The 22730-nt window shown below is 69.6% G+C and carries 18 protein-coding genes and 1 pseudogene; all 19 read right to left on the minus strand.

Going from position 1 to position 22730, the window contains the following annotated elements; genetic code table 11:
* Positions 1-66 precede the first annotated feature (66 nt).
* Positions 67-1620 (minus strand): NADH-quinone oxidoreductase subunit NuoN, encoded by a 1554-nt coding sequence (gene nuoN / locus OG992_RS19140; protein ID WP_238684798.1) that lies wholly within the window; start codon positions 1618-1620, stop codon positions 67-69.
* A gap of 52 nt (positions 1621-1672) precedes the next feature.
* A complete protein-coding gene (locus tag OG992_RS19145) occupies positions 1673-3208 on the minus strand; it encodes an NADH-quinone oxidoreductase subunit M (RefSeq protein WP_145794932.1) in 1536 nt (511 codons plus the stop codon).
* 64 nt (positions 3209-3272) lie between these two features.
* The gene (gene nuoL, locus OG992_RS19150; protein ID WP_238684799.1) at positions 3273-5198 is read right to left on the minus strand and encodes an NADH-quinone oxidoreductase subunit L; all 1926 of its coding nucleotides are present in this window, start codon (positions 5196-5198) and stop codon (positions 3273-3275) included.
* 12 nt (positions 5199-5210) lie between these two features.
* On the minus strand, positions 5211-5528 hold the full coding sequence (gene nuoK / locus OG992_RS19155; protein ID WP_238684800.1) for an NADH-quinone oxidoreductase subunit NuoK: 318 nt from the start codon (positions 5526-5528) through the stop codon (positions 5211-5213).
* A 58-nt stretch (positions 5529-5586) separates the two neighbouring features.
* Complete coding sequence (locus OG992_RS19160) at positions 5587-6357, minus strand: NADH-quinone oxidoreductase subunit J (protein WP_238684801.1); 771 nt, start codon at positions 6355-6357, stop codon at positions 5587-5589.
* Positions 6354-6995 carry an NADH-quinone oxidoreductase subunit NuoI gene (gene nuoI / locus OG992_RS19165; protein ID WP_238684802.1) on the minus strand — a complete coding sequence of 214 codons (642 nt, stop codon included), beginning with the start codon at positions 6993-6995 and terminating at the stop codon, positions 6354-6356. Before nuoI ends, OG992_RS19160 begins: the two co-directional genes overlap by 4 nt.
* Position 6996: 1 nt before the next feature.
* Positions 6997-8349: an NADH-quinone oxidoreductase subunit NuoH gene (nuoH, locus tag OG992_RS19170; RefSeq protein ID WP_238684803.1), complete on the minus strand. Its 1353-nt coding sequence runs from the start codon at positions 8347-8349 to the stop codon at positions 6997-6999.
* Positions 8350-8410: 61 nt separating this feature from the next.
* Positions 8411-10918, minus strand: coding sequence for an NADH-quinone oxidoreductase subunit G (locus OG992_RS19175; RefSeq protein ID WP_238684804.1), 2508 nt, complete (start codon positions 10916-10918; stop codon positions 8411-8413).
* A complete protein-coding gene (gene nuoF / locus OG992_RS19180) occupies positions 10918-12234 on the minus strand; it encodes an NADH-quinone oxidoreductase subunit NuoF (protein WP_112585688.1) in 1317 nt (438 codons plus the stop codon). The genes OG992_RS19175 and nuoF overlap by 1 nt, the downstream gene beginning before the upstream one ends.
* On the minus strand, positions 12231-13457 hold the full coding sequence (gene nuoE, locus OG992_RS19185; protein WP_266303945.1) for an NADH-quinone oxidoreductase subunit NuoE: 1227 nt from the start codon (positions 13455-13457) through the stop codon (positions 12231-12233). The genes nuoF and nuoE overlap by 4 nt, the downstream gene beginning before the upstream one ends.
* 52 nt (positions 13458-13509) lie before the next feature.
* Positions 13510-14835 (minus strand): NADH-quinone oxidoreductase subunit D, encoded by a 1326-nt coding sequence (locus OG992_RS19190; protein WP_210785487.1) that lies wholly within the window; start codon positions 14833-14835, stop codon positions 13510-13512.
* Positions 14832-15569 carry an NADH-quinone oxidoreductase subunit C gene (locus OG992_RS19195; RefSeq protein WP_112620361.1) on the minus strand — a complete coding sequence of 246 codons (738 nt, stop codon included), beginning with the start codon at positions 15567-15569 and terminating at the stop codon, positions 14832-14834. Before OG992_RS19195 ends, OG992_RS19190 begins: the two co-directional genes overlap by 4 nt.
* Positions 15566-16243: an NADH-quinone oxidoreductase subunit B family protein gene (locus tag OG992_RS19200; RefSeq protein WP_124821345.1), complete on the minus strand. Its 678-nt coding sequence runs from the start codon at positions 16241-16243 to the stop codon at positions 15566-15568. Before OG992_RS19200 ends, OG992_RS19195 begins: the two co-directional genes overlap by 4 nt.
* 14 nt (positions 16244-16257) lie before the next feature.
* Entirely contained in the window at positions 16258-16623 is a 366-nt protein-coding gene (locus OG992_RS19205) for an NADH-quinone oxidoreductase subunit A (protein WP_007454588.1), read from the minus strand.
* Between the two features lie 135 nt (positions 16624-16758).
* Positions 16759-18036 carry a geranylgeranyl reductase family protein gene (locus tag OG992_RS19210; RefSeq protein ID WP_266303946.1) on the minus strand — a complete coding sequence of 426 codons (1278 nt, stop codon included), beginning with the start codon at positions 18034-18036 and terminating at the stop codon, positions 16759-16761.
* 139 nt (positions 18037-18175) lie between these two features.
* Entirely contained in the window at positions 18176-18400 is a 225-nt protein-coding gene (locus OG992_RS19215; RefSeq protein ID WP_266303947.1) for a hypothetical protein, read from the minus strand.
* Between the two features lie 87 nt (positions 18401-18487).
* Positions 18488-19198 (minus strand): demethylmenaquinone methyltransferase, encoded by a 711-nt coding sequence (locus OG992_RS19220; protein WP_196920656.1) that lies wholly within the window; start codon positions 19196-19198, stop codon positions 18488-18490.
* An 843-nt stretch (positions 19199-20041) separates the two neighbouring features.
* Positions 20042-21097, minus strand: a pseudogene (locus OG992_RS33810) (cell wall anchor protein); the annotation flags it as partial.
* 373 nt (positions 21098-21470) lie between these two features.
* On the minus strand, positions 21471-22661 hold the full coding sequence (mqnC, locus tag OG992_RS19230; RefSeq protein ID WP_238684808.1) for a cyclic dehypoxanthinyl futalosine synthase: 1191 nt from the start codon (positions 22659-22661) through the stop codon (positions 21471-21473).
* Positions 22662-22730 lie beyond the last annotated feature (69 nt).

Raw genomic sequence — 22730 nt, forward strand, 5'->3', positions numbered from 1 at the left:
GCCCGGGGATACGCACCGGGGGCCGGCACGTGAACACGCGCCGACCCCCGGTGATCGATCCCTCGGTCATCGAACGAATTCGGCGGCTCCGGCAGCCAGATCGAGCAGCGGCGCCGGGGCGACACCCAACACCAGGGTCGCCAGCACACCGATCATCAGCGCGGCGGAGGTGAGCCCACCAGGCACCATGACGGTCGGGGTGGACTCGCCCGGCTCGGAGAGCCACATCATCACCACGACCCGCAGGTACGGGAACGCGAGAATCATGCTGGTCAGCACACCGGCGATCACCAGCCAGGCCTGGCCACCCTCCAACGCCGGCCCGAAGATGGCGAACTTGCTGGTGAAGCCGCTGGTCAGCGGAATGCCGGCGAAGGCCAGCAGGATGAACGTGAACAGCGCGGCGAAGAACGGCGACCGACGGCCCAGCCCGGCCCAGCGGGACAGGTGGGTGGCCTCGCCGTCGTCGTCCCGTACCAACGTCACCACGGCGAACGCGGCGAGCACCGAGAAGCCGTACGCGACGAGGTAGAACATCGTGCCGGCCAGCCCGTCGCGGCTCGGCGCCAACACACCGACCAGCAGGTAGCCGGCGTTGGCGATCGAGGAGTACGCGAGCAGCCGCTTGATGTCGGTCTGGGTGACAGCGAGCACCGCACCCACCAGCATGGTCAGCACCGCCACCGCCCCGAGGACCGGCGTGAAGTCCCAGTTGGCGTCGGCGAACGCGACCTGGAAGACGCGCAGCAGGGCCCCGAACGCGGCGACCTTGGTGCAGGCCGCCATGAACCCGGTGACCGGGGTCGGAGCGCCCTGGTAGACGTCCGGGGTCCAGACGTGGAACGGGGCCGCCGCGGCCTTGAAGAGCAGACCGATGGCGAGCAGCGCCATGCCGGCGAAGAGCAGCACCGGGCTGGCCGGCGACTCGCCCACCGCCGCGTGGATGGTGGCGAAGTCGACGCCGGCCGTCCGCCCCGGGACGCCGGAGGTGAAGCCGTAGATCAGGGCCACGCCGAACAGGAAGAACGCCGAGGCGTACGCGCCGAGCAGGAAGTACTTCATCGCCGCCTCCTGGCTCAGCAGACGCCGGCGACGGGCCAGCGCGCAGAGCAGGTAGAGCGGCAGGGAGAAGACCTCGAGTGCGATGAACATGGTCAGCAGGTCGTTCGCCGCCACGAAGATCAGCATGCCGCCGATCGCGAACGTGGTCAGCGGGTAGACCTCGGTGAGACCGTTGCGCCCCTCGGCCTGCCGCCGGTCGTCGGCCGACTCCGCGGTCACCGCGGCCTGGGCGACGAACGCCCCGCCCCGCTCGACCGAGCGGTCACCGATCAGCAGCAGCGCCATCGCTGCCAGCACCAGGATCGCGCCCTGGAGGAAGAGCGTCGGCCCGTCGATCGCGAGCGCCTGGCCCGCGGTGATGATCCGCTCATCGGCGCTGAGGACCACCATGGTCAGTGCCGCGAGCACGGCGAGCAGCGCCAGCGTCAACTGCACCACGTGCCGCCAGCGACGAGGCACCAGGGCCTCGACCAGCACGCCGAGCAACGCCGTGCCCAGCATGATCAGGATCGGAGAGATCGCCGCGTAGTCGATCGACGGCAGCTTCAACTCGGTCACTGGGCCGACCTTTCGTTCACGACTGCGGGGCTCGCAAGCTCACTCCTCGCGCTCACCGGCCTGCCTCCTGGACGGTGCCGCCCACGGACGGCGCCGGGTCGGTTCTGCCGATGTCGTCCATTGTCGCCTGGACGGCGGGGTTGATCACGTCAGTGACCGGCTTGGGGAAGAAGCCGAGCAGCACGATCAGCGCGATCAGCGGGGCGACCACCACCTTCTCGCGCAGGTTGAGGTCCCGGCGCATCCCGTCGACCTCGGTCAGCGCCGGGTTGAGGGTGCCCTGGGTGGTGCGCTGCACCATCCACAGCACGTACGCGGCGGCCAGGATGATGCCGAGCGTGGCGATGACAGCTACCGGCTTGTTCACTGTGAAGGTGCCGATCAGCACCAGGAACTCGGAGATGAACGGCGCCGTGCCGGGCAGCGCGAGCGAGGCGAGACCGGCGAAGAAGAGCACCCCGGCGAGCACCGGGACGAGCTTGCCAGCGCCACCGAAGTCACTGATCAGCGCCGAACCACGGCGGGAGATCAGCATGCCCACCACCAGGAAGAGCAGGCCGGTGGCCAGCCCGTGGTTGAGCATGTAGAGCACCGCGCCGGTGCCGGCCTGGGTGGTGAAGGCGAAGATGCCCACCCCGATGAAGCCGAAGTGCGCGATCGAGGTGTACGACACCAGCCGCTTGAGGTCGTTCTGGCCGACCGCCAGCAGCGCGGCGTAGACGATGCCGATCACGCCCAGGGCCAGCGCCCACGGCGCGAACCACTTCGACGCCTCGGGGAACAGCGGCAGGCAGTAGCGCAGGATGCCGAAGGTGCCGACCTTGTCCAGCACGCCGACGAGCAGCGCCGCCGCGCCCGCCGGGGCGGCGCCACCGGCGTCGGGCAACCAGGTGTGGAACGGGAAGAACGGCGCCTTGATGGCGAACGCGAGGAAGAAGCCGAGGAACAGCCACCGCTCGGTGCCGGTGCTGATGTCGACCTGCGAGAGCGCCTGCCAGTCGAAGGTCTTTCCGCCGACCACCCACAGGCCGATCACCGCGGCCAGCATGAACAGACCGCCGACGAGCGAGTAGAGGAAGAACTTCACCGCCGCGTACTGCCGCTGGTGGCCGCCGTAGCTGCCGATGAGGAAGTACATCGGCACCAGCATGACCTCGAAGAACACGTAGAACAGGAAGACGTCGGCGGCCGCGAAGACACCGATCATCGTGCACTCGAGGACCAGCAGCAGCGCGAAGTAGACGGGCACCGACCGCTTCGACGACTCGGCGTCGTGCCAGGACGCCAGGATCACCAGCGGCACCAGAACCGCGATCAGCATCAGCATCACCAGCGCGATGCCGTCGGCGGCGAAGGTGAAGCTGACCCCCCAGTTCGGAATCCAGGAGTACGACTCGCGGAACTGGAACCGGTCACCGCCGGCGTTGAAGCTGACCCACATCACCACCGAGAGCACCAGCACGAGCAGCGACCAGGCGAACGCCACCTGCTTCGCCAGCTCCGGGCGGTGGCGCGGCAGGAAGGCCACCACCAGGGCGCCCACCAGCGGCGCCACGGTGAGCACCGAGAGGAACGGGAAGTTGGACATTATGCGGCCTTACCTCCGTCGTGGATGCGTGGTCCGCCGGCGGGGGCGGGCGTATTGAGGTCGATCACGCGAACCACCCCGCCTGCACCGCCAGGAACGCCGCCATCACCAGCAGCGCACCGGCCAGGATCGAGGTGGCGTACGAGCGGACAAAGCCGGTCTGCATCCGACGGAGTCGACCCGAGCCCCCGCCGACCGCTGCGGCGAGCCCGTTGACGAGCCCGTCGATGCCCCGGTTGTCGAGGTACACCAGCGCCCGGGTGAGGAAGATGCCCGGCTTCTCGAAGACCGCCTCGTTGACCGTGTCGGTGTAGAGGTTGCGCCGGGCGGCGGTGACCAGCACCCCGGCCGGCTGCGGCACGGTGGCAGTGCCGGCCCGGAACAGGAACCAGGCGAGCCCGGCACCGAGCACGGTGACCAGCAGCGACAGGATGGTGATCACGGTGTGCGAGAGGACCGCCGCGTGCTCCGCGTGCTCGCCGCCCAGCCCGGCGGTCTCCGTCAGCCAGTCCGGAACGGACGTGGCGAGCAGGAACCCGGCGCCGACCGACCCGACCGCCAGCAGGATCAGCGGGATGGTCATCAGCTTCGGCGACTCGTGCGGGTGCTCGATGTCCTCGGTCCACCGCTGCGGCCCGTGGAACGTGAGCACGAACAGCCGCGTCATGTAGAACGCGGTGAGCCCGGCGCCGAGCAGTGCCGCACCGCCGAACAGCCAGGCGGTCCAGTCCTCCCGCTCGAAGGCGGCCACGATGATCGGCTCCTTGGAGAAGAAGCCGGAGAAGGGGAACATGCCGATGATGGCCAGCCAGCCCATCATGAAGGTCAACCAGGTGATCTTCATGTACTTGGACAGCCCACCGAAGCGGCGGATGTCGACCTGGTCCTTCATTCCGTGCATGACCGAGCCGGCGCCCAGGAACATGTTGGCCTTGAAGAAGCCGTGCGCCAGCAGGTGCACGATGGCCAGCGCGTACGCCGCGCCGCCAAGGCCGACACCGAGGAACATGTAGCCGATCTGGCTCACCGTCGACCAGGCCAGCACCCGCTTGATGTCGTCCTTCGCCGCACCGATGATGCAGCCGATCAGCAGGGTGAGCGCGCCGACGCTGACCACCACGAGTTGCAGCGTCGAGTTGGCCGAGAAGATCGGGTTGGACCGGGCGATCAGGTAGACGCCCGCGGTGACCATGGTGGCGGCGTGGATGAGCGCCGACACCGGGGTCGGGCCCTCCATCGCGTCCGGCAACCACGCCTGGAGCGGGAACTGACCGGACTTGCCGGCCGCCCCGAGCAGCAGCAACAGGCCGAGGACCAGCACCGTGGTGCCGGTCAGCGCGCCGACACCGTTGAACACCTCGTCGTACTGGGTGGTGCCCAGGGTGGCGAACATGATGAAGATGCCGATGGCCAGGCCGGCGTCGCCGACCCGGTTCATCAGGAACGCCTTCTTGCCGGCGGTGGCCGCGCTCGGCCGCTCGGTCCAGAAGGAGATCAGCAGGTACGACGCCAGACCGACGCCCTCCCAGCCGAAATACAGCATCACGTAGTTGTTGCCGAGCACCAGCAGGAGCATCGCCGCGACGAACAGGTTGAAGTACGCGAAGAACCGACGACGGCCCGCGTCGTGGGACATGTACTCCACCGCGTACAGGTGGATCAGGAAACCCACCCCGGTGATCAGCAGCACGAAGACCGCGGCCAGCGGGTCGAAGAGCAGGCCGAAGTCGACACGCAGGTCACCGACAGCGATGAAGTCCCAGAGGCTCAGCTCGACCGACTTGTTCTCCAGGCCACGCAGCTGGAAGAAGAAGCTCAGGCCGAGCACGAACGCGGCGCCGATGGCGGCCACGCCCAACCAGTGCCCCCAGCGGTCGGCCCGGCGGCCGAGCAGCAGCAGGATGGCCGCGCTGAGCAGCGGGATCGCCACCAGCAGCCAGACGCCCCCAAGCAGCCCCGTGGCCTGGGCGTATTCCACAGTCTCTTCCACCGGTGGACCCCTCTAGTACTTGAGCAGGTTGGCGTCGTCGACGCTCGCCGAGCGTCGCGTCCGGAAGATGGACATGATGATCGCGAGCCCGACCACGACCTCGGCCGCCGCCACCACCATCACGAAGAACGCCATGATCTGGCCGTTGAGGTCACCGTTGATCCGGCTGAAGGTGACCAGCGTCAGGTTGGCCGCGTTGAGCATCAGCTCCACGCACATGAACAGCACGATCGCGTTGCGCCGGATCAGCACCCCGGCGGCGCCGATGGTGAACAGCACCGCGGCGAGCACGAGGTAGTAGGTCGGCTCGACCGAGAAGAACGATCCCATTACTTGGTTTGCCTTCCGTTCGCGACTGCGAGGCTCCGCTTCGCTGCACTCCTCGCGCTCACCGGTCCGTACCCTTCAGGGCCGTCTCCTCGGCGGTCAGCTCGCGCTGCGGAAGGATCGCCGGGGTGCTGCGGTCGGTCAGGCGGCCGTCGGGCAGCCGGGCCGGGGTGGCCACCGAGGAGGAGGTCGCGAAGACGCCGGGGCCCGGCTTCGGGCCGGGGTAGTTGCCCGGGGCGAAGCGTGCCTTCATTGTCGACACCTGGTCGACCTTGTCCTGCTTACGCCGCTCGACGTGGGCCAGCACCATGGCACCGACCGCCGCGGTGATCAGCAGCGCCGAGGTCAGCTCGAACGCGAAGACGTACTTGGTGAACAGCAGCCGGGCGATGCCTTGCACGTTCCCCTCGGCGTTGACCTGGTCCAGACCGACCGTGTTGGTCCGGTCCAGCGCCTGGTAGAGGCCGGTGCCGACCAGGCCGGCGAAGCCCAGGCCGAGCACGATCGCCGCGACGCGCTGGCCGCGCAGCGTCTCGATCAGCGAGTCGGTGGAGTCCCGACCGACAAGCATCAGCACGAAGAGGAACAGCATCATGATGGCGCCGGTGTAGACGATGATCTGCACCATGCCGATGAACGGACCGGCCTGGAGCACGTAGAACACGCCCAGGCAGAGCATTGTCAGCACCAGCCACAGCGCCGAGTGCACGGCGTTGCGCGCGGCCACCATCCCGATCCCGCCGATCAGCGCGAGCGGGGCGAGGATCCAGAAGGTGACCGCCTCGCCGGTGGGGACAGAACCCGCCGCGGCGAGCACCGTAGACGTGGTCATGCTTCCTCTCCCTTGCCGGCCGCCACGCGCTGGGCGGCCTGCTCGGCGCCCGGGAACGTCACGCCGGGGTGCTCCTCGACCTTGTAGCGGCCGGGGCCCATCGGGGACGTCTCCGCACCGGCGGAGGTGCCCGGGTTGTCCAGCGCGCCGACGTAGTAGTCCTTCTCGCTGTCACCCAGCCGCATCGGGTGCGGAGGCTGCTCCATGCCCTCCAGCAACGGCGCGAGCAACTGCTCCTTGGTGAAGATCAGGTCCTGCCGGTTGTCCCGGGCCAACTCGTACTCGTTGCTCATGGTGAGCGACCGGGTCGGGCAGGCCTCGATGCACAGCCCGCAGAAGATGCAGCGGGCGTAGTTGATCTGGTAGATGCTGGCGTACCGCTCACCCGGCGAGAAGCGCTCCTCGTCGGTGTTGTCGCCGCCCTCGACGTAGATCGCGTCCGCCGGGCAGGCCCAGGCGCACAGCTCGCAGCCGATGCACTTCTCCAGGCCGTCCGGGTGCCGGTTGAGGATGTGCCGCCCGTGGTAGCGCGGCGCCGACACCGGCGGCTTGAACGGGTAGTCGGTAGTGACGACCTTCCTGAACATGTGCGAGAAGGTGACACCGAATCCCTTGAACGTTCCGGTGATCGCGCCCACGTCACACCTCCCTGGAGTCCGAGCCGGCAACGATGTTGGCCGGCTCCCGCTCGGCGACCACGCGCGTGATGCGCGGGCTCGGTGGTACCTGAAGATCCATCGGTGGCAGCGGGAAACTCCCGTGCGGCCGGTTGTCGACCTGTTCCTGCGTCGTCGGCGTCGGCTTCGGGCGCCGGCTGGGCCAGAAGATCGTGACCAGCAGCAGGATGCCGGCCGGGATGCCGACGGCGATCACCTTGCCGCGGGTGTCCCAGTCCTCGATGGAGCGCAGGCCCGACAGGACCAGGATCCAGGCCAGGTTGATCGGCAGCAGCACCTTCCAGCCGAGCCGCATGAACTGGTCGTACCGCAGCCGGGGCAGCGTGCCACGCAACCACACGAAGACGAAGACCAGGGCGATCACCTTGCCGAAGAACCAGAGCATCGGCCACCAACCGGAGTTGGCGCCCTCCCAGATGGTGATCGGCCAGGGTGCCCGCCAACCACCCAGGAACAGGGTGGTGGTGACGGCCGACATGGTCACCATCGCGACGTACTCGCTGAGCATGAAGAGCGCGAACTTCAGCGAGCTGTATTCCGTCATGAAGCCGGCGACCAGCTCGGACTCGGCCTCGGGCAGGTCGAACGGCGCCCGGTTGGTCTCACCCACTGTGGCGATGAAGAAGATGATGAAGCTCGGCAGCAGCAGGATCGCGTACCAGCCCGGCGCCGGGATGGTCTGGCCGAAGACGGTCAGCTGGGTGCCGTCGCCCTGAGCGGCGACGATGCCGCTGGTGCTCATCGTGCCGGCGGTCATGAAGACCGCCACGATGCTGAGCCCCATGGCGACCTCGTAGGAGATCATCTGGGCGCTCGACCGGAGACCACCCAGCAGCGGGTACGTCGAGCCGGAGGCCCAGCCACCCAGCACGATGCCGTAGACGCCCATCGAGGAGCAGGCGAGCAGCAGCAGCACCGCCACCGGCACATCGGTGACCTGCAGCGGCGTGTGGTGACCGAAGATGCTCACCATCGGGCCGAACGGCACCACCGACAGGGCGGTGACCGCGCAGATCACCGAGATGGTCGGGGCGAAGAAGTAGACGACCTTGTCGGCCGCCTTCGGGAGGATGTCCTCCTTGAAGGCCATCTTCAGGCCGTCGGCGAGGGTCTGCAGCAGGCCGAACGGGCCGACCTGGTTGGGGCCGGGCCGCACCTGCATGTAACCGACCACGCGCCGTTCGAACCAGACACCGAGCAGGGTGGCCAGCAGACCGAAGGCGAACGCGAAGACAATCTTGCCGAGAACCAGCCACCACGGATCCCGGCCGAAGTCGGCCAGCGTCGGATCCTGGGCGAGGAAGGACGGACTCACTGTGCCCACCTTTCGTTCGCGACTGCGGGGCTCACTCGCTGCGCTCGTTCACTCCTCGCGCTCACTGGTTACCCCCGGAGTTGAGGAGCGGACCCGGGAGACCGGTCTCGTCGGCCGCCACGCGTCCGGCCGGGATGGCCGTACTCGGTGCGGGGACGGAGATCCGGACGACCGCGCCGGACGTCGCCCCGAGGCTGCGCCGCACTGTCGAGCCGGGTGAGTTGGTCGGCAGCCAGACCACGCCGTCCGGCATCTCGGTGAGTTCCGCCGGCAGGGTCAGTGCCCCACGGTCGGTGCCGACGGTGACCGCGTCACCGTCGACCACACCGAGCGCCTCGGCGGTGCCCTTACCCAACCGGACCACCGGCGGACGGGCGGTCCCGGCGAGGTTCTCGTCGCCCTCGGTCAGGGTGCCGAGGTCCACCAGCTGGTGCCAGGTGGCCAGCACGGCCTCCCCGGCGTTCGGCTGCGGGACCCGCCCCGGCGCGACCGACGGCGCGGCCGGGCGGGACATCCGCGTCGCCGGCAGCGTGGCCAGCTCACGACGCACGCTCAGCACGTCGGCAGTGCCGAGGCGTACGTCGAGCAACGCGGCCAGCGCGTCGAGCACCCGGCCGTCGGTCATCGCGGCGGTGGTCAGCACCGCCTCGAACGGGCGCAGCCGGCCTTCCCAGTCCAGGAAGCTTCCGGCCTTCTCGGCCACCGGCGCGATCGGCAGCACCACGTTCGCCCGCCGGGTCACCGCGCTGGCGCGCAGCTCGAGGCTGACAAGGAACGGCACCGCGTCCAGGGCGGACTCGGCCAGTCGCGGGTCGGCCAGGTCGGCCGGGTCGACACCGCCGACGACAAGCGCGCCGAGCTGCCCGTTGGCGGCCGCGGTCAGGATGCCGTCGGTGTCCCGCCCGGCCTGGCTCGGGATCACCCCGGCCGGGATGTCCCACGCCTCACCCAGCTCGGCCCGGGCGGCCGGCTCGGTCACCAGGCGTCCACCGGGGAGCAGGTTGGGCAGGCAGCCTGCGTCGACAGCGCCGCGGTCACCAGCGCGCCGCGGCACCCAGGCCAGCTTCGCGCCGGTACGCCGGGCCACGTCGGCCGCGGCGGAGAGCCCACCCGGCACGGTGGCCAGCCGCTCGCCGACGATCAGGATCGCGCCCGGTGCGCTCAGCGCCTCGCTGACGGTGGCGTGCTCGGCGAGCACGCTGGCCTCCTCGCCCGGCACCACCCGGGCCAGCTTGGCACCGAGCTTCTCCAGGCCGCGAGTGGCGAAGGGTGCCAGCGCGTACACCGTCAGGGTCTTCTTCAGGTACGCCTTGCGCAGCCGCAGGAAGAGGATCGGGCACTCCTCCTCGGGCTCCAGGCCCACCAGTACCACCGCCGGCGCGTTCTCCACGTCGGTGTAGGTGACGTCGGTGACCCCGGCGACCGAGCTGGCCAGGAAGTCGGCCTCCTCGCGGGAGACCGGGCGGGCCCGGAAGTCGATGTCGTTGGTGTTCAACGCGACCCGGGCGAACTTGGCGTAGGCGTACGCGTCCTCGACGGTCAGCCGACCACCGGTGAGCACCGCGCTGCCCTGCCCGCTCTCCCGGGCGATGTGCAGCCCCTCGGCGGCGACGGTGAGCGCCTCACTCCAGGACGCCTCGCGCAGTTCACCGGTGTGCTCGTCGCGGACCAGCGGAGTGGTCAGCCGGTCGGCGGCCCGGGTGTACTGGAAGCCCCAGCGGCCCTTGTCGCAGTTCCACTCCTCGTTCACCGCGGGCTCGTCGCCGGCCAGCCGTCGCAGCACCTTGCCACGCCGCCAGTCCGTGCGCTGCCCGCAGCCGGCCGAGCAGTGCTCGCAGACGCTCGGGCTGGAGACCAGGTCGAACGGGCGGGCGCGGAAGCGGTACTGGGCACCGGTCAGCGCACCCACCGGGCAGATCTGCACGGTGTTGCCGGAGAAGTAGGAGTTGAACGGAACGTCGCCGGCGTCGCCCTCTTCGCCGTACGCGTCGTCCCGGTAGATGTTGATCTCCTCGGCGGACGACCGGCCCATCAGGTCGATGAACTTGTCGCCGGCGATCTCCTCGGAGAACCGGGTGCACCGCTGGCAGAGCACGCACCGCTCGCGGTCCAGCAGCACCTGGCTGCTGATCGCCATCGGCTTCTCGTACTCCCGCTTGTGCTCGTGGAAGCGCGAGTCGGTGCGGCCGGTGGACATCGCCTGGTTCTGGAGCGGGCATTCGCCGCCCTTGTCACACATCGGGCAGTCCAGCGGGTGGTTGAGCAGCAGCAGCTCCATCACCCCCTCCTGCGCCTTCTTGGCGACCGGGGAGGTGATCTGGGTACGCACGACCATGCCGTCGGCGACGGTCTGGGTGCAGGAGGCGACCGGCTTGCGCTGCCCCTCCACCTCGACCAGGCACTGCCGGCACGCGCCGGCCGGGGCCAGCAGCGGGTGGTCGCAGAACCGGGGGATCTCGGTGCCCATCTGCTCGGCGACCCGGATCAGCAGCGTCCCCTTGGGGGCGGTGACCTCGACGCCGTCGATGGTGAGGGTGACGGTCTCGGTCTGCTTGGCTACGTCGGTCATCAGTGCGCCCCTACCAGGGTCTTCTCCGACAGCTTGGGTGCGGTCCGACCCTCGATGTAGTCGAGGTAGTCCTGCTTGAAGTACTGCAGCGAGGAGGTCACCGAGCTGGTCGCGCCGTCACCCAGACCGCAGAACGACCGGCCGAGGATGTTGTCGCAGGTGTCCAGCAGGGTGTCCAGGTCTTCGTGGGTGCCCTGACCGGCGAGGATCCGCCGGTAGACCCGGACCATCCAGTAGTTGCCCTCACGGCACGGGGTGCACTTGCCGCACGACTCGTGGTGGTAGAACTCCAGCCACCGGTACGTCGCGTAGACCGGGCAGTCCTGGTCGGAGAAGATCTGGGTGGCAGTGGTGCCGAGGATCGAGCCGGCCGCCGCCACCCCCTCGAAGTCCAGTGGCACGTCCAGGTGCTCGGCGGCGAGCAGCGGGGTGGACGAGCCGCCCGGGGTCCAGAACCGCAGGTTGTGACCGGGCTGCATGCCACCGGCCAACTCCAGCAGCTCGCGCAGCGTGACACCCATCGAGCACTCGTACTGGCCCGGGTTGGCGACCCGGCCGGAGAGCGAGTAGATCATCGGCCCGGAGGACTTCTCGGTGCCCATGCTCTTCCACCAGTCGGCCCCACCGAGCACGATCGGCGGCACGCTGGCGATGGTGCCGACGTTGTTCACCACAGTCGGGCTCGCGTACAGGCCGTGGGTGGCCGGGAACGGCGGGCGCAGCCGGGGCTGACCCCGGAACCCCTCCAGCGAGTCCAGCAGCGCCGTCTCCTCGCCGCAGATGTACGCCCCGGCGCCGGAGTGCACCACCAGCTCCAGGTCGTAGCCGCTGCGCAGGATGTTCCGGCCCAGGTAGCCCTTGTCGTACGCCTCCTGGACCGCGTTGCGCAGCCGGCGCGCGGCGTGCACCGCCTCGCCCCGGATGTAGATGTAGGCGCGGGCGGCCCGGATCGCGTACGACGCGATGATGACGCCCTCGACCAGCGCGTGCGGGTCGTGGGTCATCAGCGGCAGGTCCTTGCAGGTGCCCGGCTCGCCCTCGTCGGCGTTGACCACGAGGTAGTGCGGCTTACCGTCGCCCTGTGGGATGAAGCCCCACTTGAGGCCGGTGGGGAAGCCGGCGCCGCCTCGGCCCCGCAGCCCGGAATCCTTGATCAGCTGGATCAGGTCGTCCGGGTGCGCCTTGAGCGCCTTGCGCAGCGCGGCGTAGCCGTCCAACTGCTCGTACGTGCCGATGCGCCAGGCGTCCGGCGACAGCCAGCGCTTGGTCAGCACCGGCGTCAGCTTGGCCAGCGTCTCCGGGCGGGGAGTGGTCACTTCTGGGCCCCCGTTTCGTTCGCGTCCGCCGGTCCGGTGCCATCGGCGTCCGTGCCAGCCTTCGCTTCGGTGAGGTTGCGCTCCTGCGCCCCGGCCTCGTCGCCGGCGGGCTTGCCGTCGCCGGCCGGCGCGTTGGCCGCCACACCGGCGGCCTCGGCCGCCCGTGCGTCGCCAGCCTCGGGCGCGGTGCCGGTGCCGTCCGTCGGGACCTTGGTGCCGGGGGCGTCCGGCACCGCGGTGCCCGCGTCCGGCTGCCGGGTCTCGGCGGTACGCACCTGCGGCGACTTGTCGTCCGGTGCCTTGACGTCCCGCGTGGTGCTGCCACTGGCGTCTGCCGGCTTCGCCGGCCCGGTGGCCTCTGCCGGCTTCGCCGGCCCGGTGGCCTCTGCCGGCTTCGCCGGCTCGGCGACCCCGGCTGCCCCCGTCGGGGCGGACGCCCCGTCGCCACCCTTGACCGGCGCCGCGCTGGCCTCGACGGGCGCCGGCTTGGCGGCCTCCGCCTTCGCCTTCGCCTCGGCGGCAGCCTTGTCGGCCTCGGCCTTGCTGCGGATCGGGGTGTTCGGGTCGAAGCCCGGCACCGAGACGCCGTGCTGCTGGGCCAGCCGCAGCCCGCGCAGGGTGGGCTCGCCCGGTCCGCCGTCGGCGACCGCACCGTCACGCTCGTCGGCGAAACCGGCGAGCTGCACCGCCATCTCCTTGAGCGTGCAGAGCCGGGCACCCCGGGTCGGCATCGGCCGGCCGCCGGCCCGCAGCTCGTCCACCACACCGACAGCGGTGGAGGCGTCCACACCGTCGAAGAAGTCGTAGTTGACGGTCATCACCGGGCCGTAGTCGCACGCCGCCAGGCACTCGGCGTGCTCCAGCGTGATCGTGCCGTCCGCTGTGGTTTCGTCGTGCCCGACGCCGAGGTGCTCGGCGAGGGTGTCGTAGACCTCCTGGCCACCGAGCACGTTGCACATCGTGTTGGTGCAGACGCTGACCAGGAAGTCACCGGTCGGCTTGCGCTTGTACATCGTGTAGAAGGTGGCCACCGCGCCGACCTGGGCCTTGTTCAGGCCCAGCACCTCGGCGCAGAACGCGACCCCGGCCGGGGAGACGTACCCCTCTTCGGCCTGCACCAGGTGCAGCAGCGGCAGCAACGCCGAGCGGGACCGGTCCGCCGGGTAACGGGCGATGATGTCGCGCGCCCGCTCCCGGGTCTCGTCAGTGAAAGTCGTCGTCATCAGAGCCGCCTTCCGTTCGCGACTGCGGGGCTCGCAAGCTCACTCCTCGCACTCACCTGTCACACCCACCCATCACCGGGTCCAACGAGGCGCCGCCGGCGATCACGTCGGCGATCAGACCGCCCTCGGCCATCGCCGGGAGGGCCTGCAGGTTGACGAAGCTCGGCTCCCGGTAGTGCACCCGGTAGGGCCGGGTGCCACCGTCGGAGACCGCGTGGACGCCCAGCTCGCCGCGGGGCGCCTCGATGGCGACGTACACCTGGCCGGGCGGGACCCGGAAGCCCTCGGTCACCAGCTTGAAGTGGTGGATCAGCGACTCCATCGACTGACCCATGATCTTCGCGACGTGCTCCAGCGAGTTGCCCATGCCGTCCACGCCGATGGCGAGCTGCGCCGGCCAGGCGATCTTGCGGTCGGCGACCATCACCGGGCCCGGACGGAGCCGGTCCAGCGCCTGCTCGACCAACTTCATCGACTCCCGGATCTCGGCGAGCCGGACCTGGTAGCGACCCCACACGTCACCGTCGGGGTGGGTCGGCACGTCGAACTCGTACGTCTCGTAGCCGCAGTACGGCATGGTCTTGCGCAGGTCCCAGGCGAGGCCGGCGGAGCGCAGCACCGGGCCGGTGATGCCGAGCGCCACGCAGCCGGTGACGTCCAGCACCGCGACGTTCTTCGTCCGCTCGGTCCAGATCGGCTGGCCGGAGAGAAGGTCCTCGTACTCCTTGAGCTTCTTCGGCATCATCTTGAGGAACTCGCGGATCTTGACGATCGCGTCGTCCGGCACGTCCTGAGCCACACCGCCCGGCCGCACGTACGCGTGGTTCATCCGCAGGCCGGTGATGGTCTCGAAGATGTCGAGGATGTACTCCCGCTCACGGAAGCCGTACAGCATGATCGAGATCGCGCCCAGCTCCATGCCGGTGGTGGCCAGCCAGACCAGGTGCGACGAGATCCGGTTGAGCTCCATCATCAGCACGCGGATGGTGGTGGCCCGCTCGGTGATGTCGTCGGTGATGCCGAGCAGCTTCTCGACCGCGAGGGCGTACGCCGTCTCGTTGAAGATCGGGGCGAGGTAGTCCATCCGGGTCACGAACGTCGAACCCTGGACCCAGTTGCGGTATTCGAGGTTCTTCTCGATGCCGGTGTGCAGGTAGCCGATGACCGAGCGGGCCTCGCGGACCGTCTCGCCCTCCAGCTCCAGGATCAGCCGCAGCACCCCGTGCGTGGACGGGTGCTGCGGACCCATGTTGACAACGATCCGCTCGTCGTTGATCGGGTCGGTGCCCGAGACGATCGTGTCCCAGTCCCCACCGGTGACGGTGAAGACCCGACCCTCGTCGGTCTCGCGCTCGCTCGCGTAGTTCGACGTCGTCACTGGTACGACCTCCGCTCGTTCGGCGGCTGGATCTCCGCGCCCTTGTACTCGACGGGCACACCGCCGAGCGGGTAGTCCTTGCGCTGCGGGTGGCCCTCCCAGTCGTCCGGCATGAGGATCCGGGTCAGGTTGGGGTGGCCGTCGAAGACGATGCCGAACATGTCGTACGCCTCACGCTCCTGCCAGTCCGCCGTCGGGTAGATGGCGGTGACGCTGGGCAGGTGCGGGGCCTCGACGGAGACCGCGGCTTCCAGCCGGACCCGCCGCCGGTACGTCATCGAGGTGAGCAGGTAGACCACGTGCAGCCGGCGTTCGTCGGCGCCCAGGTAGTCCGCACCGGACACCGAGGAGCACAGCTCGAACCGGAGCGCCAGGTCGTCCCGCATCACCTGGCACACCTCGGCGATCCGCTCCGGGCGTACGTGCAGGGTCAGCTCACCCCTGTCGACCACTACCTTCTCGATCGCGTCGTTGAAGGCCGGGTACGCCTCCTCCAGCGCGTCGCGGACCTCGTCGAAGTAGCCCCCGTACGGCCGGGACGCCTCCTCGATGGGCTGGCGCTGGCGGACCAGGCCGCCGTAGCCGGACACGTCGCCGGTGCCCTGGTTGCCGAACATCCCGCGACCGGCCGGACTGGCCGGCGGGAACTCGGCGGGGGCGCCACTGGTGGCGCCGGCCGGCACCACAGGCAGCGGTACGCCGCCGTCGTTTGGCTTGTCCGTGGGTGACGTCATTTCGGGCCTGCCTGCGGGTGGAGGTGGTTCTGAGCGTTCATCCAGTTCTCGATGCGCAGTTGCTCCTCGCGGCCCTCGCGGACCGCCCGGGTCCACTCGGCGCGCCGGGCCTTGTCGCTGCGGTACGAGGAGGGCATCGAGCCGTAGGGCACGATCGGAACGTCACCGCGCTCCTGGCGGGCCGCCAGCATCTTGCGGCCGTTCGGGCCCAGCGGCTCATACATGATCTTCTCGCGGAGCTTGAGGATCGCGTCGATGAGCATCTCCGGCCGGGGCGGGCAGCCGGGCAGGTACATGTCGACAGGCACCACGTGGTCGACGCCCTGCACGATGGCGTAGTTGTTGAACATGCCGCCGCTGCTGGCGCAGACGCCCATGGAGAGCACCCAGCGCGGCTCGGCCATCTGGTCGTAGATCTGGCGCAGCACCGGGGCCATCTTCTGACTCACCCGGCCGGCCACGATCATCAGGTCGGCCTGCCGGGGCGACGCCCGGAAGACCTCCATGCCCCAGCGGCCCATGTCGTAGTGCGGACCACCGGCGGCCATCATCTCGATGGCGCAGCAGGCCAGGCCGAAGGTGGCGCCCCACACGGACGACTTCCGAGACCAGTTGACCAGCTTCTCCACCGAGGTGAGCAGGACGCCGGCGGGAAGCTTCTCCTCGATGCCCATCTGACGTTCCTTCCTCAGTCCCAGTCCAGGCCGCCGCGCCGCCACACGTAGGCGTACGCAACGAAGACCGCGACGATGAACAGGACCATCTCCACGAAGCCGAAGATCGGCAGAGCGTCGAACGAGACCGCCCAGGGGTAGAGGAAGATGATCTCGATGTCGAAGACGATGAAGAGCATCGCCGTCAGGTAGAACTTGATCGGGAACCGCCCGCCGCCGACCGGCTGCGGGCTGGGCTCGATGCCGCACTCGTAAGCCTCGAGTTTGGCCTTGTTGTAGCGACGGGGACCGGCGAAGCGGGCGGCGCCAACGGAAAACAGCGAGAACGCCGCGGCGAGGGCGAACAGCCCGATGATCGGTGCGTAAGGCGAGAGCGACATCGTTTTCTCCTGCTCGTCCTTCCCTGCCCTCGGTGCTTGACGAAAATCACACTATTCACGTCCCTCGCAGTGGCAGTCGGCGGGGGTCGATCTTTGTCGGCATCGGCGCCGTGACCAGCGCCGATGCCGTCCTACTTATACGGCTGGGGCGGCCTTCGTCATCGCGTTGATGACCCGATCCATCGCGTCCCCGCCGCGCGGGTCGGTCAGGTTGGCCAACAGCTTGAGCACGAAACGCATCAGCGTCGGGTGCGGCATGCCGTGTTTGGTGGCGATCCGCATGATCTCGGGGCGGCCGATCAGTTTCACGAAGATCCCGCCCAGCCGGTAGTAGCCGCCGAGCCGGGCCTTCAGCTCGTTCGGGTACGCCAGCAGTGCACGCTCGCGTTCCGGGCCGGCAGGACGGGCGAGGGCCTGGACCATGGCCTCGGCGGCCAGTTCGCCGGACTCCATCGCGTACGCGATGCCCTCACCGTTGAACGGGTTGACCATGCCGCCCGAGTCGCCGACAAGCAGCACGCCCCGGGTGTAGTGGGGCACCCGGTTGAAGCCCATCGGCAGCGCGGCACCGAGGATCGGGCCGTCGGCGTTGGTCTCGTCGGTCATCCCCCAGTCTTCCGGGGTGTTGGCGAGCCAGTCGGTGAGCAGCCGGCGGTAGTTGGTCTTGCCGAACGCCGAGGACGAGTTGAGCACGCCGAGCCCGACGTTGACCCGCCCGTCACCGAGGCCGAAGATCCAGCCGTACCCGGGTAGCAAATTGTCGCCGCTGTCCTTGCTGCGCAGCTCCAGCCAGGACTCCAGGTAGTTGTCCTCGTGCTTGGCCGGCGAGCGGTAGTAGCGGCGCACAGCGACGCCGATCGGCCGGTCCTCCCGCTTGGCCAGCCCGAGCGCGAGCGGGAACCGGCCGGAGACGCCGTCCGCCGCGACGACCAGCGGGGCGCGGAAGGTGGTGGGCTCCTTGCCCGGCCCGACCTCCGCCTCGACGCCGGTGACGCGGCCATCGCCGTCGAGCACCGGGCCCAGCACGTTGACGCTGGTCCGGAGTTTCGCGCCGGCGGCCACCGCCCGCTGGGCGAGCAGGTCGTCGAAGTCCAGGCGCGTGCGCACCAGACCGTAGTTGGGGAAGCTGGCCAGCTCCGGCCAGTCCAGTTCGAGACGCACCCCGCCACCGATGACCCGCAGGCCGCGGTTGTGCAGCCAGCCCGCCTCGGGCGAGGTGTCCACACCCATCCGGATGAGCTGACGGACGGCGCGCGGGGTCAACCCGTCGCCGCAGACCTTCTCCCGGGGGAACTCGGTCTTCTCCAACAACAGCACCCGTACGCCGTGCCGGGCCAGGTGGTACGCAGTAGCTGATCCACCGGGACCGGCGCCCACGACAATGACGTCGGCGTCGTGTTCCACCGCGGTCATTCGCGCCTCCTCCCGCACGCTCGTGAAATGCTTCACAAGCCAGACGGGACGAGTGTATGACCGGCGTCATACCAGCGCAGGATCAGGGGTACCTAACTCGCCGATGTGACAGCTCATGACCGTCCACAGCGGTCAGGTGTCAGGCCGGACTGGAGGCGTCCAGGCCCGCATCGACCCGAATTGTCTCCGGCAGATGCTCGCGGAGCGCCCCACCCGCCGCCCGGTCCAGTGCCGCCAACACCTCGGCGACCACCTGCCGGACCTCCGCCGGATCGGCCCCGGCCAACTCGCGCAACTGGGAGATGAGTTCGGCCGCGTCGTCGTCGGTGGCGGCCACCGGGTCCGCCGGGTCTGCTCCGGTCATGCGATCGAGCGTACCGGGCAAAGTGGACTAAAGACCGATATTTACGGAACCTGAATAATGTCCATACCGGTCGGTGCGGTCCGTCCGCTACTCGCGGATCCCCCGGTGCAGGGCCACCACGCCACCGGTCAGGTTGCGCCACGCCACGCGCCCCCACCCGGCAGCGGCCACTCGGCCAGCCAGCGCGGACTGCGCCGGCCAGGCCCGGACCGACTCGGCGAGATAGACGTACGCCTCAGGGTTGCTCGACACCGTGCGGGCCACCGCCGGCAGCGACCGCATCAGGTACGACAGGTACACCGTCCGGAAGACCGGGTTGACCGGGGTGCTGAACTCGCAGACCACCAGCCGGCCGCCCGGCCGGGTCACCCGGGCCAGCTCACGCAGCGCCGCGTCGGTGTCGTTGACGTTGCGCAGCGCGAAGGAGATGGTCACCGCGTCGAAGCTGGCGTCGGCGAACGGCAGCCGCAGCGCGTCTCCGGCCAGCAGCGGCACCTCGGGCCGGGCCCGCTTGCCGGTGTGCAGCATGCCGAGTGACAGGTCGACCCCGACCGCGTACGCCCCGGACTGGGCCAGCTCGCGCGTCGAGACGCCGGTGCCCGCCCCCACGTCCAGCACCCGCTCGCCCGGCCGCAGCCCGAGCGCGGCCCTGGTGGCCCGACGCCAGGAGCGATCCTGACCCAGCGAGATCACCGTGTTGGTCAGGTCGTAACGCTCTGCCACGCCGTCGAACATCGCGGCGACCTCGTGCGGCTGCTTGTCCAGACTGGCGCGCTGGCCCTGCGGGGTACGGCTCACCCCCTCACTCTGCCAGCCGCCCACCAACCGACGTTCGCTGGGTGGGCGGCACGCATCCCGTACGCGAAAGGGCGGGGTGGTCGCCCACCCCGCCCTCGCGTCCTGCCCGCGTCCGTGACACCTCGGTCAGAACGCCTGTCGCGGTCGCATCCGTCGCGGTCGCATCCGTCGCGGCCGCGCCTCGCCTGAGCGCCGCCGGTCAGGGCACCGGTGTCAGTCGGTCGACTTCTCGTCGGTCGGCGAGACCAGGACCACCTTGCGGCGACGGGTGAGCACCAGCAGCGCCCCACCCACCAGCAGGATGATCACGCCGATGCCACCGATCAGGCCGACCTGCACACCGGTCACCGGCAGGCCGCCGCCGCCCGAGCCACCACCGGCGGAGCCACCACCGGCACCCGGCGAGACGGTAGTGCCCGGCGTCGTCGTACCGCTGGGGATCGGCGTCGGCGTGGCCGTCGCGGTCGGGTTCACCGTCGCGGTCGGCGTGACCGTCGGCGTCTCCGTCGGAGTCGGGGTCGGCGTGACCGTGGGCGTCTTCGTCGGAGTGACAGTCGGCGTCGGCGTCTCCGTCGGGGTCGGGGTGACCGTCGGAGTGACCGTCGGCGTCGGGGTCGGCGTCTCCGTGGGAGTGACCGTCGGCGTCGGCGTCGGCGTCTCCGTCGGGGTCACCGTCGGCGTCGGCGTCGGCGTCTCCGTCGGAGTGACCGTCGGCGTCGGCGTCTCCGTCGGAGTGACAGTCGGCGTCGGCGTCTCCGTCGGAGTGACAGTCGGCGTCGGCGTCTCCGTCGGAGTGACCGTCGGGGTCGGGGTCGGGGTCGGGGTGACCGTCGGCGTCTCCGTCGGGGTCACCGTCGGCGTCGGGGTCGGCGTCTCCGTCGGAGTGACAGTCGGGGTGGGTGTGGGCGTCGGGTCGACGGCCTGGTCGACGAAGACGTCGAAGATCGCCTGGTTGTCGCCCTCGTCGATCTCGGTGAAGGCCTTCCGCTGGGCGGTGTTGGCCCGCCGCGGTTGCTCCTCGGGCTTGCCGGCTGCCGCGTCCAGGCCGTGCGCCACCAGCTCACCGACCCGCAGCACCGGCTCGGTGACGTTCTTGCCGACGGTCACCCTGATGTCCGCGGAGTAGTAGTCACCGGGCCGGATCACCGCGCCGTCGTCCTGGCAGAGCGCCTGAACGACGCCGAAGGTCTGCGTGGTGCACGTGTCCGGCAGGGTGTCGAAGGTGACGCCCGCCGGGAGGGTCAGCACGTAGGCGAGGCCGGTGGCCTTGCGGCTGCCGTCGTTGTAGACCGCCCAGTCGACCGGCACCGTCTCGCCCGGCCGCACCGGCCGAAGGTCGGGGTCGTCGCCGTTGACGCCGTTCACCACGACGTTCGCGTTGACGTCCTGCACCCAACTGGTCAGGTCGTACCCGGGCTCGGTGACGGTGATGTCGTGCTGGACCTTGTTGTCGTCCTCGTTGGGGTCCTCGGTGGCCGAGCGGATGGTGACCACCAGAGTGCCGGCGGCGCCCCTACCACCGGTGGAGAAGATCGGGATACCGAAGTCCTCGCTGGTGCCGGCGGCCAGGTCGCCGAGGCGGCAGGTGAACTTCTTGCCGTTCACCCGGCAGCCGTCGGGCACCACGACCCGGACCTTGTTCGTCTTCAGCTTGCTGGTGTCCACCGTGTAACTGACGCCCTTGGCGTCTTCCTTGCTCCGGGTGTTGTCGACGGAGAACTTGAACGGCTTGCTCTTGGCTTCCGTCACACCCTTGGCCAGGTTGTAGCTGAGCGGCACCAGGGCCAGATCGGCCTCCTCGGCCGCCAGCACCGGAGCGGCCACTGCGGCGATGCCGCCGGCCGCGAGCAGCGCCACGACACTGGCGCGCACCAGCGTCGAGCGGTGGAACGCTGTCATCAGTCCCCCGGGGGTAGGGAAGAAAGAATGGTTGCGGAACGAGCGGACGTTATCGGAGGCCGATCTTCCACGCCAGCAGGCGGAGCCGTTTTCAACCGTCCGGTCCGAGCTGCGCAGACAGTACGGGCGGGATGGTCACCCATCCCGCCCGTACTGCCGTGCGTTATATGAACGACCCGCAGCGGGCCGATGGAGGACAGCCTCGTCCGTCGACGTGGTGACGGATATGAGCCGGGACGCTAGCCGCCGACGATCATCTCCACCAGCCCCGCACCGGAGAGGCTGACGCTGCGGCGGCGGGGACCACCCGTACCGCCGGGGTGATCCGGCGGGAGCATGAGCGTCGATCAGCCGAACGGCCGGGTGCCGACAGTCAGCTGACGTCCACCAGGGGCAGGGACTTCCCCGCCCCGCCGCCGGGCAGCGCGATCGAGGAGAAGTGCGAGACCACCCGCTCGTCGGTCGGGTCGTCGGCCGGCGTGTGGTGCACGGCGAGCCGGTGGTAGAGGGTGTCGCGCTGCGCCGGGATCCGGTCCGCGGAGCGGATCATGCCGATCAGCTCGTGCAGGTTGGAGCGGTGCCGGGCACCGGCGGAGGAGATGACGTTCTCCTCCAGCATGATCGAGCCGAGGTCGTCCACGCCCATGTGCAGCGAGAGCTGCCCGACGTCCTTGCCGGTGGTCAACCAGGACGCCTGCAGGTGTGGCACGGTCTCGAAGAAGAGCCGGGCCACCGCGACCAGGCGCAGGTATTCCAGCGTGGTCGCCTGGGTGCGGCCCTTGAGGTGGTTGTTCTCCGGCTGGTACGTCCACGGAATGAACGACCGGAAGCCGCGGGTGCGGTCCTGCACGTCGCGGATCATGCGCAGGTGCTCGATCCGCTCGGCGTGCGTCTCGCCGGTGCCCATCATCATGGTGGCGGTCGACTCGATGCCCTGCCGGTGGGCCAGCTCCATGACCTCCAGCCAGCGCTCGCCCGACTCCTTGAGGGGGGCGATGGCCTTGCGGGGCCGCTCGGGCAGCATCTCCGCGCCGGCACCGGCGATCGAGTCCAGGCCGGCGGTCTTGATCCGGGCGATGGCCTCGTCCAGGCTCACCCCGGAGACCTTGGCCATGTGCAGGATCTCGCTGGGGCCGATCGAGTGGATGACCAGCTGCGGGTACGCCTGCTTGACCGAGGAGAACAGCTCCTCGTAGTACTCCACGCCGTAGTCCGGGTGGTGCCCGCCCTGGAGCATCACCTGGGTGGCGCCCAGTTCGACCGCCTCGCCGCAGCGGCGAAGGATCTCCTCGGTCGGGTGGGTCCACCCTTCCTTGTGCTTGGGCGCCCGGTAGAACGCGCAGAACTTGCACGCCGTCACGCAGACGTTCGTGTAGTTGATGTTGCGGTCGATCAGGTACGTGACGACGTTGTCCGGGTAGCGTCGCCGACGCACCGCGTCCGCCGCCTCGCCCAACGCGTGGAAGGGCGCCTCGGTGTAGAGCAGCAGCGCCTCCTCGGGCGTGATCCGCCCGCCGTCCGCGCCGCGCTGCAGGATGTCGTCGATCTCCCGGCTCACCGTCACACCCCGAGCCTACGCCGGTCACCCGCCTTGGCCCTGAGGGGTGCTTAAGGCTGTGACTCGCTCCGCACA

It is taken from the genome of Micromonospora sp. NBC_00362 (genome assembly GCF_026342155.1).
In the GTDB taxonomy this organism is placed as follows: Bacteria; Actinomycetota; Actinomycetes; order Mycobacteriales; family Micromonosporaceae; genus Micromonospora; species Micromonospora hortensis.

Excerpts from the sequence above, each read along its gene's own strand:
- OG992_RS19195 (WP_112620361.1), bottom strand. The coding sequence starts at position 15,569 with ATGACGTCACCCACGGACAAGCCAAACGACGGCGGCGTACCGCTGCCT.
- OG992_RS19160 (WP_238684801.1), bottom strand. The coding sequence starts at position 6,357 with ATGACCACGTCTACGGTGCTCGCCGCGGCGGGTTCTGTCCCCACCGGC.
- nuoK (WP_238684800.1), bottom strand. The coding sequence starts at position 5,528 with ATGGGATCGTTCTTCTCGGTCGAGCCGACCTACTACCTCGTGCTCGCC.
- OG992_RS19145 (WP_145794932.1), bottom strand. The coding sequence starts at position 3,208 with ATGTCCAACTTCCCGTTCCTCTCGGTGCTCACCGTGGCGCCGCTGGTG.
- OG992_RS19205 (WP_007454588.1), bottom strand. The coding sequence starts at position 16,623 with ATGTCGCTCTCGCCTTACGCACCGATCATCGGGCTGTTCGCCCTCGCC.
- OG992_RS19215 (WP_266303947.1), bottom strand. The coding sequence starts at position 18,400 with ATGACCGGAGCAGACCCGGCGGACCCGGTGGCCGCCACCGACGACGAC.
- nuoE (WP_266303945.1), bottom strand. The coding sequence starts at position 13,457 with ATGACGACGACTTTCACTGACGAGACCCGGGAGCGGGCGCGCGACATC.
- OG992_RS19200 (WP_124821345.1), bottom strand. The coding sequence starts at position 16,243 with ATGGGCATCGAGGAGAAGCTTCCCGCCGGCGTCCTGCTCACCTCGGTG.
- OG992_RS19210 (WP_266303946.1), bottom strand. The coding sequence starts at position 18,036 with ATGACCGCGGTGGAACACGACGCCGACGTCATTGTCGTGGGCGCCGGT.
- OG992_RS19175 (WP_238684804.1), bottom strand. The coding sequence starts at position 10,918 with ATGACCGACGTAGCCAAGCAGACCGAGACCGTCACCCTCACCATCGAC.